The sequence below is a fragment of the Sphingobacterium sp. MAE genome (genome assembly GCF_056711605.1).
The window spans coordinates 5,020,106-5,034,107 of record NZ_CM160044.1 but is presented as its reverse complement, the minus strand read 5'-3'; the positions used below and the strand labels follow the sequence as shown (position 1 = coordinate 5,034,107).

At 37.0% G+C, this 14,002-nt stretch carries 13 protein-coding genes; 9 read left to right on the top strand and 4 right to left on the bottom strand.

Going from position 1 to position 14,002, the window contains the following annotated elements; genetic code table 11:
- The first annotated feature begins 41 nt into the window (after positions 1–41).
- Positions 42–689 carry a LutC/YkgG family protein gene (locus AC06G9_RS21425; protein ID WP_045755149.1) on the top strand — a complete coding sequence of 216 codons (648 nt, stop codon included), beginning with the start codon at positions 42–44 and terminating at the stop codon, positions 687–689.
- Positions 690–693: 4 nt separating this feature from the next.
- Positions 694–1,317 (top strand): rhomboid family intramembrane serine protease, encoded by a 624-nt coding sequence (locus AC06G9_RS21420; RefSeq protein ID WP_045755150.1) that lies wholly within the window; start codon positions 694–696, stop codon positions 1,315–1,317.
- A 1-nt stretch (position 1,318) separates the two neighbouring features.
- Here the strand turns inward: AC06G9_RS21420 and AC06G9_RS21415 are convergent, their stop codons facing one another.
- On the bottom strand, positions 1,319–2,857 hold the full coding sequence (locus tag AC06G9_RS21415) for a YifB family Mg chelatase-like AAA ATPase (RefSeq protein WP_045755151.1): 1,539 nt from the start codon (positions 2,855–2,857) through the stop codon (positions 1,319–1,321).
- A gap of 236 nt (positions 2,858–3,093) precedes the next feature.
- On the opposite strand from AC06G9_RS21415, the gene AC06G9_RS21410 reads away from it, so the two are divergent.
- The 7 genes from AC06G9_RS21410 (at position 3,094) to AC06G9_RS21380 (ending at position 11,815) form a co-directional block, all read left to right on the top strand.
- Positions 3,094–3,363: a YtxH domain-containing protein gene (locus AC06G9_RS21410; RefSeq protein WP_094771691.1), complete on the top strand. Its 270-nt coding sequence runs from the start codon at positions 3,094–3,096 to the stop codon at positions 3,361–3,363.
- 82 nt (positions 3,364–3,445) lie between these two features.
- On the top strand, positions 3,446–3,865 hold the full coding sequence (locus tag AC06G9_RS21405) for a DUF2207 domain-containing protein (protein WP_045755153.1): 420 nt from the start codon (positions 3,446–3,448) through the stop codon (positions 3,863–3,865).
- The gene (locus tag AC06G9_RS21400) at positions 3,840–4,349 is read left to right on the top strand and encodes a hypothetical protein (protein WP_094771689.1); all 510 of its coding nucleotides are present in this window, start codon (positions 3,840–3,842) and stop codon (positions 4,347–4,349) included. Before AC06G9_RS21405 ends, AC06G9_RS21400 begins: the two co-directional genes overlap by 26 nt.
- 286 nt (positions 4,350–4,635) lie before the next feature.
- Entirely contained in the window at positions 4,636–5,292 is a 657-nt protein-coding gene (trmB, locus tag AC06G9_RS21395; RefSeq protein ID WP_480957179.1) for a tRNA (guanosine(46)-N7)-methyltransferase TrmB, read from the top strand.
- Between the two features lie 309 nt (positions 5,293–5,601).
- Positions 5,602–8,727 (top strand): SusC/RagA family TonB-linked outer membrane protein, encoded by a 3,126-nt coding sequence (locus AC06G9_RS21390; RefSeq protein WP_480957178.1) that lies wholly within the window; start codon positions 5,602–5,604, stop codon positions 8,725–8,727.
- Between the two features lie 11 nt (positions 8,728–8,738).
- Positions 8,739–10,271 carry a SusD/RagB family nutrient-binding outer membrane lipoprotein gene (locus AC06G9_RS21385; RefSeq protein ID WP_248755191.1) on the top strand — a complete coding sequence of 511 codons (1,533 nt, stop codon included), beginning with the start codon at positions 8,739–8,741 and terminating at the stop codon, positions 10,269–10,271.
- 20 nt (positions 10,272–10,291) lie between these two features.
- On the top strand, positions 10,292–11,815 hold the full coding sequence (locus AC06G9_RS21380) for a DUF5689 domain-containing protein (RefSeq protein ID WP_480957177.1): 1,524 nt from the start codon (positions 10,292–10,294) through the stop codon (positions 11,813–11,815).
- A gap of 59 nt (positions 11,816–11,874) precedes the next feature.
- On the opposite strand, the gene trhO is transcribed toward AC06G9_RS21380, so the two are convergent.
- From trhO to AC06G9_RS21365, 3 genes are all read right to left on the bottom strand, one after another.
- Positions 11,875–12,867 carry an oxygen-dependent tRNA uridine(34) hydroxylase TrhO gene (trhO, locus tag AC06G9_RS21375; RefSeq protein ID WP_045755715.1) on the bottom strand — a complete coding sequence of 331 codons (993 nt, stop codon included), beginning with the start codon at positions 12,865–12,867 and terminating at the stop codon, positions 11,875–11,877.
- Between the two features lie 164 nt (positions 12,868–13,031).
- A complete protein-coding gene (locus tag AC06G9_RS21370; RefSeq protein ID WP_045755159.1) occupies positions 13,032–13,247 on the bottom strand; it encodes a DUF3820 family protein in 216 nt (71 codons plus the stop codon).
- A complete protein-coding gene (locus AC06G9_RS21365; protein WP_346575540.1) occupies positions 13,247–14,002 on the bottom strand; it encodes a glycosyltransferase family 2 protein in 756 nt (251 codons plus the stop codon). The genes AC06G9_RS21370 and AC06G9_RS21365 overlap by 1 nt, the downstream gene beginning before the upstream one ends.

Sequence of the window (14,002 nt, the reverse complement as noted above, 5' to 3'; positions counted from 1 at the left end):
TTTTTATAAAGAGGCGCTGTGTTTTTTATTTCCTCCGCCACATGAATGTTAAAAATAGCAGTAGCAAAGAGCAGATGTTAGGCAAGATCAGACAGGCTCTAATTCAAAAAAGTGAAAATCCACATCCTAAATTCAAGAAATCTCCTTTATATCAGAATGAAGATGAGCTAGTTGACGTTACGTTTGCGCGAGAACTGACAGCTGTTGGAGGAAAGTTTTTGTATTGTGATGGTGAGATCAATCTCATCGAAAATTTGATTCATTTGACCGAAGAAAATAATATTAAAAAAATATTTACATGGGAAAAAGGTGTTCAAGATCTTTTAAATCCTTACGGGTTTCCTATACACACCAATGAAATTGAATTCGATGCTGCAGATGCTGGTATTACGTCTTGTGAAGTTCTGATTGCACGCAATGGAAGTGTTATGGTCAGCAATGCGAATGCTTCTGGACGTAGACTGGGGATTTATCCGCCTATTCATATTGTAATTGCAAAAGCTTCCCAAATGGTTTGGGATATAAAAGATGCTTTATCTTATATGCAGCGTCGCTATGGTAGTCAGATGCCCACGATGGTTTCTACCGTCACGGGACCATCACGCACAGCAGATATCGAAAAACGCTTAGTTTTGGGAGCGCACGGTCCAAAAGAATTATATGTTTTATTATTAGAGGATCGTTTTTAATTATATGATACAAGAATATCTGTTTTTAACTCCCGTAGCGAGTATTATTTTTGCTTTAACCATAGCTTCAAGTATTTATAGTTTTTCAAATCCTCAAGTACTGGGTGAAATGATGTTGCACCCTTATAGTATCTATCGAAAGAAAAGAGTCTATACGATCTTAACGAGTGGGCTGATTCATAAAGATTGGGGTCACCTTTTATTCAATATGATCACGTTTTATTATTTTGGATTTGGTCTAGAAAAGATACTCATTCAAATTAGTGATTGGGGTCATTTGCAATTTGCCATTATCTATGTATCAAGTTTGATTCTGAGTGATATTCCCACCATTTTTCAGCATAAAAATAATTCTGGTTATTACAGTTTAGGAGCCTCAGGAGCTATCTGTGCCGTATTGTTTAGTTATATTATGTTTGATCCAAAAATGATGCTCGGCATCTTCATGATTATTCCTATGCCTGCGTATATATTTGCAGTGCTCTTTTTAGGTTATTGTGTGTGGGCATCTAGAAATTCAAGAGACGGTATCAACCATGATGCACATCTATTTGGGGCATTATCTGGTGTGATTCTCACGTTGATACTTTACCCCTGGATTTTTAAACATTTTCTAAGCCAGTTTTAATTTATCCTGTCCAACTTTGGCGGTCAAGGCTTCTAAATTGGATAGCCTCCGCTAAATGATGGTTTTTAATATTCGCTTCTTTTTCCATATCGGCGATTGTTCTAGCGACCTTTAAGATACGATCATAGGCCCGCGCAGACAAGCCTAATTTTTCCATGGCAGTTTTAAGTAATTTCCTTCCCTCGGCATCAATTTGACATCTTTCCCGAACTTGTGTACTGCTCATTTGAGCATTATTATGGATATGTTGAAGGGTCTTAAAGCGTTCATTTTGGATTTTTCTGGCAGCCATCACCCGTTCTCTGATGTCCATGCTTTTTTCGGATTTTTGATCAGATGCTAGTTCTTTAAAAGCTACTGGGGTGACCTCTACATGCAGATCGATACGGTCTAGCAGAGGGCCCGATATCTTACTTAAGTAGCGTTGCACGGTACTCGTGCCACAGGTACAATCTTTTTCGGGATGATTATAGTAGCCACATGGACAGGGATTCATAGCTGCTATAAGCATAAAACTAGCGGGATAATCAACCGAAAATTTAGCTCTTGATATGGTAATACTACGTGATTCCAAAGGTTGTCTCATCACTTCTAATACCGTTCTTTTAAATTCAGGGAGCTCATCCAAAAATAATACACCATTGTGGGATAAGGAAATTTCGCCTGGCTGAGGGCTGGTGCCGCCACCAACCAGTGCCACGTCCGAAATGGTATGGTGTGGAGCTCGAAAAGGTCTTCTCGTCATTAGGGAATCTTTTGCCGATAATTGACCTGCCACAGAGTGTATTTTAGTTGTTTCCAAAGATTCCTCTATGGTTAGTGGTGGCAATATCGTGGGCATGCGTTTGGCAAGCATTGTTTTGCCCGCGCCCGGAGGGCCTATCAAAATCACATTATGACCGCCAGCGGCTGCTATTTCCAAGGCTCGTTTAATATTTTCTTGTCCTTTGACATCTCCGAAATCGTCTTCATTTTGATCGGTCTGATTTGTAAATTCATCCTCAATAGCAACAGTTGTAGCTTTTAAATTAGTCTTGTCATTAAAAAAATGAATCACTTGCAATAAATTATCCACACCTAAGACAGTTAAGTTTGAAACGATAGCTGCTTCTCTGGCATTTGCCTCTGGTAGGATAATACCCTTAAATTTGTCTTTTACAGCTTGAATAGCTATCGGTAAAATTCCCTTTATAGGTTGAATACGACCATCTAATGATAGCTCTCCAAGGATCAGGTAATCTGCTAGCCGATCCGCTTCAATTTGATTTGAAGAAGCTAATATGGCAGTTGCAATCGCCAGATCATATGCGGAACCTTCTTTTCGAATATCTGCAGGGGCAAGATTGATGACTATTTTTTGCCTTGGCATACGATATCCACAAGACACAATGGCACTTTCTATTCTTTGTAGACTTTCTTTAATTGCATTATCTGGCAAACCAACTATATAGTACCGCGTCCCTGCAGTTATATTTACCTCTACAGCTACAGAGGTTGCCTCAATACCATATACAGCACTACTATAGGTTTTTGTTAACATAAAAATGGTCTAAATGGTATTTAAAGTTAATAAAATTTATTTAATAATTCTGAGAATTATTTTTTTACCTTGAAAAATAACTCCAATTGTATTTTTTGTTCAAATTTGTTATATTGTAGCTGATGGTATTTATCATATATCAAAAAATATTGGCTTTTGGCAAACGATTTGCTTAGCTAATTGTATTATAACTGAATAAAACAATTACAAAGGATTAACATTTAAAGTTTAATAATATGAACGATAATAGTAAAGTAGTATTGGCATTATTAGCAGGTTTGGCAGCAGGAACCGCTTTAGGAATTTTATTCGCACCTGATAAAGGAACAGAGACAAGAGACAAGCTTAATGAATCCTTAGCTGATTTGGGAGACGCTATTCGTGAGCGTGCCGAAGAGCAGTTTGATCAATTAAACGATTTTAAAGAAAAAGTTGTTGCTACTCTCAAAACAAAAATCAATAAAGGAGAAGAAATTTTCGAAGATGAAATTACAGAGCATGCTTAGATCGCAGTAATTTTTTACCTAAAGAAATTATTATCAATACTATAATCAGAGGCCTAGCCTCTGATTCTTAAAATAGAAATAAATGGAAGAAGAAAAATTCTCGCTAAGTGGTACATTCCAAAAGACAAAGGAATATTTAGATTCGCAATTAAATTTAATTCGGCTAAAGACAGTGGAGCGATCTTCTCGTTTAATTGCAAGTTTGATTGTTGATGGTGCAAAAATAATTTTAAGTTTATTTATTGTATTCTTTCTATGTCTTGCTTTGGGATTTTATTTAGGAGAAGTATTAGGAAGCAATTCTTTAGGTTTTTTAGCTACGGCAGTTATATTTTTGCTTATACTCGTTTTGATTCGGGTATTTGAGCCGACGTTGGAGTCTAGATTTATGGATTTGTCAATTCGTCGATTTTCTGCCAAATGGACAGATGAATTAGAGGAAGAAGAAAATAGTGTGAAACAAGAAAATGTAGAAGATGACGAAACAAAGCAAAATTCATAACCTCGCAGAGCTTAAGGCGGAAATCACTCGTCTTAAAGTTTTAAAAAGTGAACAAGAAGCGTATTTGAAGTCGCAGATGACCTTGTTAAATCATAAAATTGAAACTCCCATGCGTATTTTTAATGTCGTGAAAGCCAATGTTCCGGGATTAAATTTGATTACGGGACTTTTCTCTCCGGCTAAAAATAGTGGAGGTACAGATTCTGATTGGTTAACCAAAGTATTGCGCATTGGTGTTCCTTTTGTCATGAATCGATTTTTCTTTAAAAAAGCTGGTGTTTTGAAAAAAGCACTGTTGTTATTAGCTTCAGAAAAAGCTCTCGGTCAAGTCAATCAGGATAGTATTTCTGGTATTATAGGAAAAGTTACCAATTTTATCAAACCTAAAAAAAATAAGAAAAGAAAAGGTACCATTCAGAATCCTCCTGTCATTGAAGATCAGGTCAATGAATATGGTATTCCATCTTATAGTGAAACCTATTAGACTAGATTTTTTTCTTAAGTTGAGATCATTTTGGCTTTTTATTCTTAAAATTAAATCTATTTACATTCGATGATTTTGATCTGGTTAGTAGAGTAACGCCAGATCAATCAATAGATGATCGCAATTTCTATTCAAGTACAACTTGTCATTTTTGTTAAAAGTTACCAATGCTTGAAAATACCAATCACATCGATTGAAGTCAGTAATACGGGTATCAACTAAAATTACCACATAAACTATTGATTAGTGCAATAATAAGGTTATTTTTGCAGGATATTTTATTGTAATGGGTAAAGACAAACTTAGAAAATTTGCGGAGATTGGTACTTTTGACAATGTGGTAGAACTGGATGCAGGTAAAGCACTTAAAGGTCAGTGGGCAAAATCGCACTTTAAAAATGATCATCCAATCGTTGTAGAATTGGCTTGTGGAAAGGGTGAATATACGGTCAATCTGGCAAAGCTTTTTCCCGAGAAAAACTTTATTGGTGTGGACTATAAAGGAAATCGTATCTGGAGAGGTGCTAAAACAGCTATTGAAGAAGGGATTCATAATGTTGGTTTTCTCCGGATTCAGATCGAGACTATATTGGAGCACTTTGATGAAAATGAGATTTCTGAAATTTGGATTACATTTCCAGACCCGCAACCACAAGAAAGCCGTGAGAAAAAACGTTTAACAAACCCCACCTTCTTAGGTCGTTATAAGTTTGTATTAAAAGAAGGTGGATTGATGAATCTTAAAACGGACAATGATGGATTCTACAATTATACTTTGGAACAGATTGAAATTTTGGGATTGCATAAACACGCACAAACTGCTGATTTATATCATTCTGATTTAGTCAATGAAGTATTATCGATTAAGACATATTATGAAAAAAAATATTTGGCCGTCGATAAGAACATCAATTATGTAAAATGGTCTTTTGATCAGATTTAATTCATAAAGATTATGATATAAGAGGAGTAAATTTTAAGTTTACTCCTTTTTTTGTGCATTTTAATTAACATCATCTTTATATAGCCCATCATTTAGTAAAATAATGTTAACATAAAACTAGGGCTATCTTAATATAGTGATTGCATTTTTGTGCAGAAGTAAAACCCGTTGACAAAACAATTTTGCATGAATCATTATTACCTATCACATTTAAAAAACGCACTGCTTGTATGTAGTATACTCAAATGCAGTTCTCATTCTCTTTTTGCGTCAGATCTCGCGTTCAACACTCAAGTATTACCAACAATTTTGGAACAAGAAAGTGTTTCCTTTCAAGGAAAAGTAGTGGATGGAAATGGGCGACCACTTGTTGATGTTTCTATTCTAAATGGCAATAAGAGCATTGGAAAGACGGATAAAGATGGGGCATTTTCATTGCATGTTACTAAGGGAACTGTTTTGACTTTTAAGTCATTGGGGCATCGCACCTATGAGGAGCATGTCAACAAACAATCAGCACATGTCGAAATCAGATTGCATGCTATCGAGCGCGCTCTTGAAGAAGTAGTTGTTACAGCATTGGGCATCAAACGTGAAGAAAAGTCTCTTGGTTATTCGGTTAGTACGGTAAAGGGTGAAGAGCTTACGAATGCAGTTTCGAGCAATTGGATGGATGCGCTGTCGGGTAAAGTGGCGGGCCTCAACTTGATGCGCTCAGGAGCTGGGCCAGTAGGATCAACAAAGATTATTTTACGTGGAGAGAATAATCTTACAGGAGAAAATCAAGCATTGATCGTTGTAGATGGTGTGATGATCAATAGTGGATCAGGTCGACGATCAGGCAATGCCTCTGATGCTATTTATGGTACTGGTGGTGATAATATGCCTGCAGATTATGGTTCTGGCATGGATGATCTAAATCCTGAAGATATCGAAAGTGTTTCCGTATTAAAAGGACCGGGAGCAGCAGCTCTTTATGGACAAAAAGCAGCCAATGGTGCAGTGATCATCACGACTAAATCAGGGGCTAAAAGAAATGGAAAGTCATTAGGGATAACATTAAATTCAAACACTTCATTTGAAAGCGTCAATCGTTGGCCAGATCTGCAATATGAGTATGGCCAGGGTACAGGAGGCTCAGATTATTACTCATATGGAACTTCGATTGATGGAGGGAGTACAAGCGGTACTAGTTCTGCTTATGGTCCTAAGTTTGATGGTCAGTACTTTTTTCAGTATGATCCCAATGTTCAAGCAGTAGGAACAGAGCGGACACTTTGGAAACCTTATAAAAATATCAATAGTTTTTTTGACGTTGGCAAAACGTATATGAATACCATTTCGATCGATGGTGGAACAGAAAAAACCAATGCACGTTTCTCTGCAACGAATGTTCGTAATACATGGATTGTTCCCAATACAGGTTATGATCGCAATACCGTCGCTTTATCGGTCAATTCTAGAGTTAGTGATAAATTGAGTATCACTTCTAAGGTCAGTTATAATAACCGTCATAGTGATAATCTTCCTGGAGCAGGTTATGGTAATCAATCGTTGATGTATTGGTATATCTTTTGGCAACCTAGTGCGGATGTGAACTGGTTACAAGATTATTGGGTAAAAGGCAAAGAGGACCGGAAAATCATGTATCCATTCAGCAGTTACCCTGAAAATCCGTATGCGATCTCTTATGAATTTATCAACCGTAATAACCGTAATACATTTACCGGAAATGCACAAGCCTCTTATCAGTTTTCAAAAGAATTTAGTGCACAGATCAGAGCATCTATAGATTTTTCCAGTGAAGACCGAGGACAGTTAAGACCTTATGATGCTGGTTCTAAATTGGCCGAAGGAAGTTATCGTACACAAGAAATCTTTTCTAAAGAAACCAATCTCGATTTCTTATTGAAATATGATAAAAAAATACATGAAGATTGGCAAATAACTGCTACAGGAGGTGGTGGTACACTGCGTAATAATTACCGAATGACATCCCTGGCCTCGGATGGCTTGACTTTTCCAGGAGTATATAACCATACCAATAATAAGTACGGTATCAAAAGTGTTCAGGATATTAGAAATTTTGAAATTAATAGTTTTTATGGTTTAATTACCGCAGGGTTCAAAGATTATTTATTTTTTGATGCAACGGGGCGTATGGACTGGTCAAGTACCTTAGCAACATCCATCGTTCCTGATAAAAATGTTGGGTTCTTCTATAATTCTTTCAATAGTAGTTTGGTACTATCAGAAGTATTTTCATTACCCAAAACTATTAATTTCGCAAAATTGCGTGCCTCTGTTGCTTGGGTAGGGTCGGGTGTTGATGCTCCCTATATGACACAATTTGGATATGTCGGTGGTAACCCACTGATTGGAGGCTCCTTGCAGAACCCAGCTACACTCGTCAATCCGTATATCGAACCGCTTTCAACACGATCAATAGAATTTGGAACAGATGTTCGCATGTTTAAGAATCGTTTAAATATTGATGTCGCAGTTTATCAGGGGAATACAAGTAAACAACATCTTTACCGTACAATAGATCCATCATCAGGTTACTCCAGATACCTGATGAATATGGGAGAAGTTCGTAATAGAGGATTGGAAATCGCTGTCAATACCAATCAGTTAGTCAATAAACACGGATTTAATTGGTCATCGAGTATCACCTATAGTGCTAATACCAATAAAATTATGTCTATTCCCGACTCTTCGATTGTGCTTCAGTATCGCTCAGTCGGAAGTGGTCAAATTGTAGGCTTACAAGGGGGAAGTATGGGTGATATGTACGGTATAGGATATCAACGTGCTCCAGATGGCCAGGTGATATACGATGAAAAAACAGGTGTAGCGTTATTAACAGAGCAAGTTGTCTATTTAGGTAACACAATTCCTACAGGTAAATTAAGCTTAGGAAATACATTTAGTTACAAAAATTTTAGATTAAATGTCTTATTCGACACGCAGTGGGGAGCAGTTGGTCATTCTTTGACACATTATAAACTCGCTGAACAAGGAAAAACAAAAAATACACTTCCAGGTCGTTATAATGGTATTATTGGAAATGGAGTTGTTTCCAATGGTGATGGTACATATCGCAAAAATGATGTAGTAGCAACCAATATTGACGAATATTATCGTTCACATTATGGTCAAGACAATGCCGAAGGAAGTACATTCCCAACCGATTTTATCAAATTTCGAGAAGCAAGATTAGATTATTCTTTCAAAAAAGATGTTTTAAAACGATGGGGTCTAGATAGGGCGACAATCGGTCTTTATGGAAGAAACCTATTTATTTGGTCTAAATGGCCAGCCTTTGATCCTGAGTTTGGAACATTAGATGGTGGAGATATTGTGAAAGGTTTTGAAATCGCTCAATTTCCTTCAACACGCACAATAGGGTTTAATTTAGTCTTGGGTTTTTAAGCTGAAATACAATGAATAATACGATAAAAAAAATATCTTTTGCTTTCTTGGCATTATCGATCAGTCTTCAGGCCTGTGATAAGGGTTTCATAGACTTAAATACAGATCCTGTAAAAACAACACATGCTTACCCTTCGCAATTTATGGCCAATGCATTTTTAAATGCAATCACAGCCAATATGAGTCGAAATAGAAGTTTTACCAATGAATTGATGCAAGTAACGGTTTCTATTGGTGAAGGAGATGGTAAAGTGTTTCGTTATGACTTTAGACCAAGTTGGTCAAGCTATCTGTGGGATCAACATTACAAGCAGCTTATGAACTTTAACGACATGTATCTGGCAGCCTCAGAAGGAATAGGTCTTAATAGATCCTATCAAGGAGTTGCACTACTTGGTCAATCATGGTTATTCTCCATATTGACAGATACCTACGGTGATGTCCCGTATTCAAAGGCATTAATCGGGAGAGATTCCCTTATTTTGGAACCACAGTTTGATAAACAACGGGATATCTACACCGGTATGTTTGAAAAATTTGAAGAGGCAAATCAATTATTCAAAGCAGGTGATGCTCTTGAAGCATCTAGTGATCCCATTTTTTCAGGAGATGTTCTGAAATGGCGCAAATTTTCAAATTCCATGTACCTGCGGTTATTGCTTCGTATTGCACACAAAACAGAGGTCGGTCCCAATGCAATTAATAAGATAAAAGAGATTCTAGAAGATAATCCAAATGAGTATCCGATCATGAGCAGTAATGCTGATGTTGCCGTTTTAAGATGGACTGGGCAAGGAGCTTATGTATCACCATTTATGGGAACTAGGGCACAGGATTTCCGTGCTACTTCTCTTGCATCTTTCTTTATTGATCATCTACGAGATTGGAACGATCCACGTCTCAACATTCCGGAATATGGGATTAGTAGTGTCAACAGATTGGGTATTGCACCTGTATCTGGAAACTATATAGGCGTAGAGAGCGGCTATGCTGCTGGAAACGCAGAAGATTACACAAAGTTGAGTTATTTCTATTCTTACGATCAAAATGCAGGGGTGAATAGTTTACAAACCGAACCATTGACTGGTATGTTGATGAATTATGCTGAAGTCGAGTTTATCAAAGCAGAAGCAATCATCAGAGGTTGGATTTCCGGATCTGCCGAAATTCACTATAAGAGTGGAGTAGAAAACAACATTAAGCTGTGGATTCCCAATTGGGCACTTCCGGTGCAAGATTACCTAACGAATGCGGACATACAGTGGGACGATAGTAAAACTGTCGCCCAAAAAATGCAAAGTCTGCATTTGCAGAAATATTATGCACTTTTTATGGTGGATATGCAGCAATGGTTTGAACATCGCAGAACCGGTTATCCAATTTTACCAAAAGGTCCAGGTTTGAAAAATAATGGTGAAATGCCAGCAAGAATGGTGTATCCAGTTATCGTACAGTCCTCAAATCCGAATAGCTATAAAGAAGCGGTTGCTAATCAAGGAGCTGATCTGATTAATACCAAAGTCTGGTGGCAAAAACCTGAATAGCTGATTCAATAGAAATTAAGATGAAAAAAATATTATTTAATACTATTAAAGTGATGGTGGTTCTGGTGGCCATGACATCATGTCAAGACACCAATTATCCAGGAGCAACAATTAGTTCATACATTGGTATCTTTGATCTTCGGGCTCTATTTAAAGGAGAAGTAGTAACACTAGATGCAGAAAAACTAGGTGGTTCCAGTAAGTTAGCAGCACTAGTCGTATCCGATCATAAAGGCGGCAATCTGCCTGATGGATTATTAGTCGTACAAGATACAAGACGTTTAGGAAAGTTGCGTGGTATTTCAATCGATCTTGGCGATGCTGCAATGAATTATCAACCTGGAGATTCGGTCATTATTGATATTATAGGCAGTCAACTTTTGAGGGAGGATGGTCTATTGAAACTTAAAAATATCAGAGAAAATCAAATTTTAAAGGTAGCTTCTGGACGACCGATTAAAAACAATGTGGTGACCTCAAAGGCCATATTGGAAAATCCCGAGGCCTATGAAAGTACTTTGGTTATTATTTTAAAGGGAGGGTTTAATCCAATTCCGAAAGCTGGAGATGTACTATCTGGAACTAAAGTCTTGAATGACGGTTTTGCAAACATAAAGTTAGTAACCAATGAGAAGGCTGAATTTTCCCAACAATCACCATATATTCTCGGGAATTATTATGGGATTGTTTTTAGTCAGGAAGGTGGTACAGGTCTACGTACTCCTTATCTGAGATGTCGGGCAAAAGAAGATATTTTGATGCTAAGTTCTGAAATTGAACTCGCATCCATTGTGATCACAGGTTTTGCTAGTGATGTTAAAGGTGCAGATACTAACTATGAATATATGCAATTCATGGCTACAGAAGATATCGATTTCTCGAAAACACCTTATGCCGTGGTTGTGAGCAATAATGCCAATGCTTCAACGCCTACGGGTGCACCAGCAAATGGGTGGGCAACTGGAGGTATGAGAACGTACAAGTTTAATTTAACAACAGGTATCGCTCGTAAAGGTACGTTCTTTTATGTCGGAGGAAAATATCAGATGATCAATGGAAGCGCTTCCACAAGTTTGGAAACTTCCAATTGGGTGTTAAATTATGATTACAATGAAAATAATGGATTTGATTTTGGAAATAAAACTTCAGGATTGTTAGCCAACAGTGGCAATGCCTTTGGCATTGCTGTTTTCAAAGGAACCACCGTGACAAAAGATTCCAAGCCCGTCGATGTGCTATATAATTCTGGTGGAGGAGCCCTTTGGGAAGGAAATAAAGGTTATCGTATTACAAATAATGATTTTTATGATGTCATCAATCCTTTAACGATGGAATCTCAACCCTTCTTCAAACAAGGAACAAATCAATTATTTCTAAAGTACAATACGGCAGATGTGGGTTATTTCGTAAGTTTGGGAGGTGAATATAATCTAACATTAGGACGCTGGACAGTAGCTCGTAATCAAAATAATGTAGAGATGAGCAAGACCTCGACCATTACGGAAATAGAGCATGAAAAAGCAACAAAACTGGTGGAGCAATAGCTGATTATAGAATATTAAATAACAAAAGGCTTGAACAATCTGTTCAAGCCTTTTGTTATTTATAAGGAATTTTCTAAACTAACTTTAGGTGGAAAGTTTTTATGTTTTCTTTTGCTTATTTTTTCGATATTAACAGGTTGAGGTATTTTTACATAATAACCTGTACCATCATACGGACGCTTTAATGGATCTTCTTGACAAGCTGTTGAACAACAGCCTTCTAGTTTTTCTCCGCATTCGTCGCATTGTGTAAAGTGCTCATTACAACTTGGACTAGCACAATTGATCATCTTGGGAGTTTGTTTACCGCAATTTTTGCAAGTAGATACAACCACTGGATTTATCGAGTTAACATCAACGGTCACTCTATTATCAAATACATAGCACTTCCCATCAAAATCTTTACCACCCGCTTCTTTACCATATTTGATAATTCCGCCATGTAGTTGGTAAACATCTTCAAAACCTTCGGCTAATAATAGCGCTGAAGCTTTTTCACATTTTATACCACCAGTACAATAGGTTAAGATTTTTTTTCCTTTGTATTGTTCCAGTTCTTTTACTTTTTCTGGAAATTCTCTGAAATTTTCAATATCCAATGTCACCGCATTTTTAAAGCGCCCCACATTGTGTTCGTAATTCGAGCGAACATCGAGCACAACAACATCATCACGATCTTTCATTTCCATGAAGTCTTTCGGTTCAAGATGAATCCCTGTTTTCAGTGTTGGATCGATTATTTTTGGATCACGTAAACCCGAGTGTACAATTTCAGTTTTGTAACGGCAGTGCATCTTGATAAAAGACGGTTCTGTTACATCATCAATCTTGAATTCGGTATGATTAAATCTACCATCGGCATAGATAGCATCCATGTAGGCTTGACAAGACTCAGGTGAGCCCGAAACCGTACCATTTAGACCTTCGTCAGCAACAATAATACGTCCAACTAGGTTTAATGATTTACAAAATTCTAAGTGATCCGCCGCAAATTTTTCTGCGTCAGCAATGGGACTGTAGCAATAGTACAGTAATGTTTGATAGTGTGCCATAGTTTTCATTGATACCGCTGCAAACGGCGTTTAATGCAAATGAATTATAGCGCAAACTTAGTTAAAAATTGGAAATTATGCAATTTTTAACATTTTCTCATCAGTCCATGAAGAACAAATATCATGATAAAATAAAAAAATATGATTGAAATAAATGATATTCATTACCTTTTCTTCAAAGGGTCCAATAGATATTCCAATCCATTTAATTTTATCTCATAAAGAGTGCCCAATTGAATTCCCAACTTTCCTGCTGGAAAACCCTTTTGGTGAAACCACACTAGATAAGGTTCGGGAAGATTACATAACGTATAGCCTTGGTATTTTCCAAAAGGCATTTTTACTGTTACGAGTTCTGTTAATATTTCAGGATTCATCATTAGTCTGCGGGATTACCATTTTTGATACGATATACAATCATTTTGAAAGCAATGACAAGGTGATTAAATAGATTGGGAATCGTACCATAATATTTTTGAAAGATTTCAAAACGTTCCTTTAAAGATTCTCGATGCCTTTGTTTGGACATGCCTCCGACCAGATAGCGAGCGACATGCTGATTGGCATTAACACATATATTAGCTTTCTTAGCAGCTTTTATTACCCAATCAATATCTGCACATAAGATATAACGGAGATCATAGGGTTCGGCAATGGTACGCTTGACATAAATTGCTTGATGACAGATGTTCATGCCATAACGAAAACTTTTCCAATTAAAATGTGCAGGAACTTGATGTCTACGTTCACCAATGATTTCACGTTGATCGTTTATCAAAAAGGTTTCACCGTATAAGATATCAGCACCTTCGCTTACTTCAGCGAGATTAGCCAATGTTTCTTTGCTGTACAGTTCGTCCCCCGAATTTAAAAAAAGAACATAATCCCCAGTTGCACGTGCTAGACCCTTATTCATCGCATCATAAATTCCTTTATCTTTTTCGGACACAAGAACAGCGATATTTGATTTGTATTTTTCGATCACATCCAAGGTACCATCGGTAGATACGCCATCAATGACAATGTATTCGATATGTTTATACGTTTGGTTAACAACGGATTTGATGGTATGTTCGATATCCCGTACATTGTTATAAACGACTGTAATGATGGAAAACGTAGGATTGTTATACAT

Excerpts from the sequence above, each read along its gene's own strand:
- AC06G9_RS21425 (WP_045755149.1), top strand. The coding sequence starts at position 42 with ATGAATGTTAAAAATAGCAGTAGCAAAGAGCAGATGTTAGGCAAGATC.
- AC06G9_RS21385 (WP_248755191.1), top strand. The coding sequence starts at position 8,739 with ATGAATAATACGATAAAAAAAATATCTTTTGCTTTCTTGGCATTATCG.
- trmB (WP_480957179.1), top strand. The coding sequence starts at position 4,636 with ATGGGTAAAGACAAACTTAGAAAATTTGCGGAGATTGGTACTTTTGAC.
- AC06G9_RS21420 (WP_045755150.1), top strand. The coding sequence starts at position 694 with ATGATACAAGAATATCTGTTTTTAACTCCCGTAGCGAGTATTATTTTT.
- AC06G9_RS21365 (WP_346575540.1), bottom strand. The coding sequence starts at position 14,002 with ATGTATAACAATCCTACGTTTTCCATCATTACAGTCGTTTATAACAAT.
- trhO (WP_045755715.1), bottom strand. The coding sequence starts at position 12,867 with ATGGCACACTATCAAACATTACTGTACTATTGCTACAGTCCCATTGCT.
- AC06G9_RS21380 (WP_480957177.1), top strand. The coding sequence starts at position 10,292 with ATGAAAAAAATATTATTTAATACTATTAAAGTGATGGTGGTTCTGGTG.
- AC06G9_RS21405 (WP_045755153.1), top strand. The coding sequence starts at position 3,446 with ATGGAAGAAGAAAAATTCTCGCTAAGTGGTACATTCCAAAAGACAAAG.
- AC06G9_RS21370 (WP_045755159.1), bottom strand. The coding sequence starts at position 13,247 with ATGATGAATCCTGAAATATTAACAGAACTCGTAACAGTAAAAATGCCT.
- AC06G9_RS21400 (WP_094771689.1), top strand. The coding sequence starts at position 3,840 with ATGACGAAACAAAGCAAAATTCATAACCTCGCAGAGCTTAAGGCGGAA.
- AC06G9_RS21410 (WP_094771691.1), top strand. The coding sequence starts at position 3,094 with ATGAACGATAATAGTAAAGTAGTATTGGCATTATTAGCAGGTTTGGCA.
- AC06G9_RS21415 (WP_045755151.1), bottom strand. The coding sequence starts at position 2,857 with ATGTTAACAAAAACCTATAGTAGTGCTGTATATGGTATTGAGGCAACC.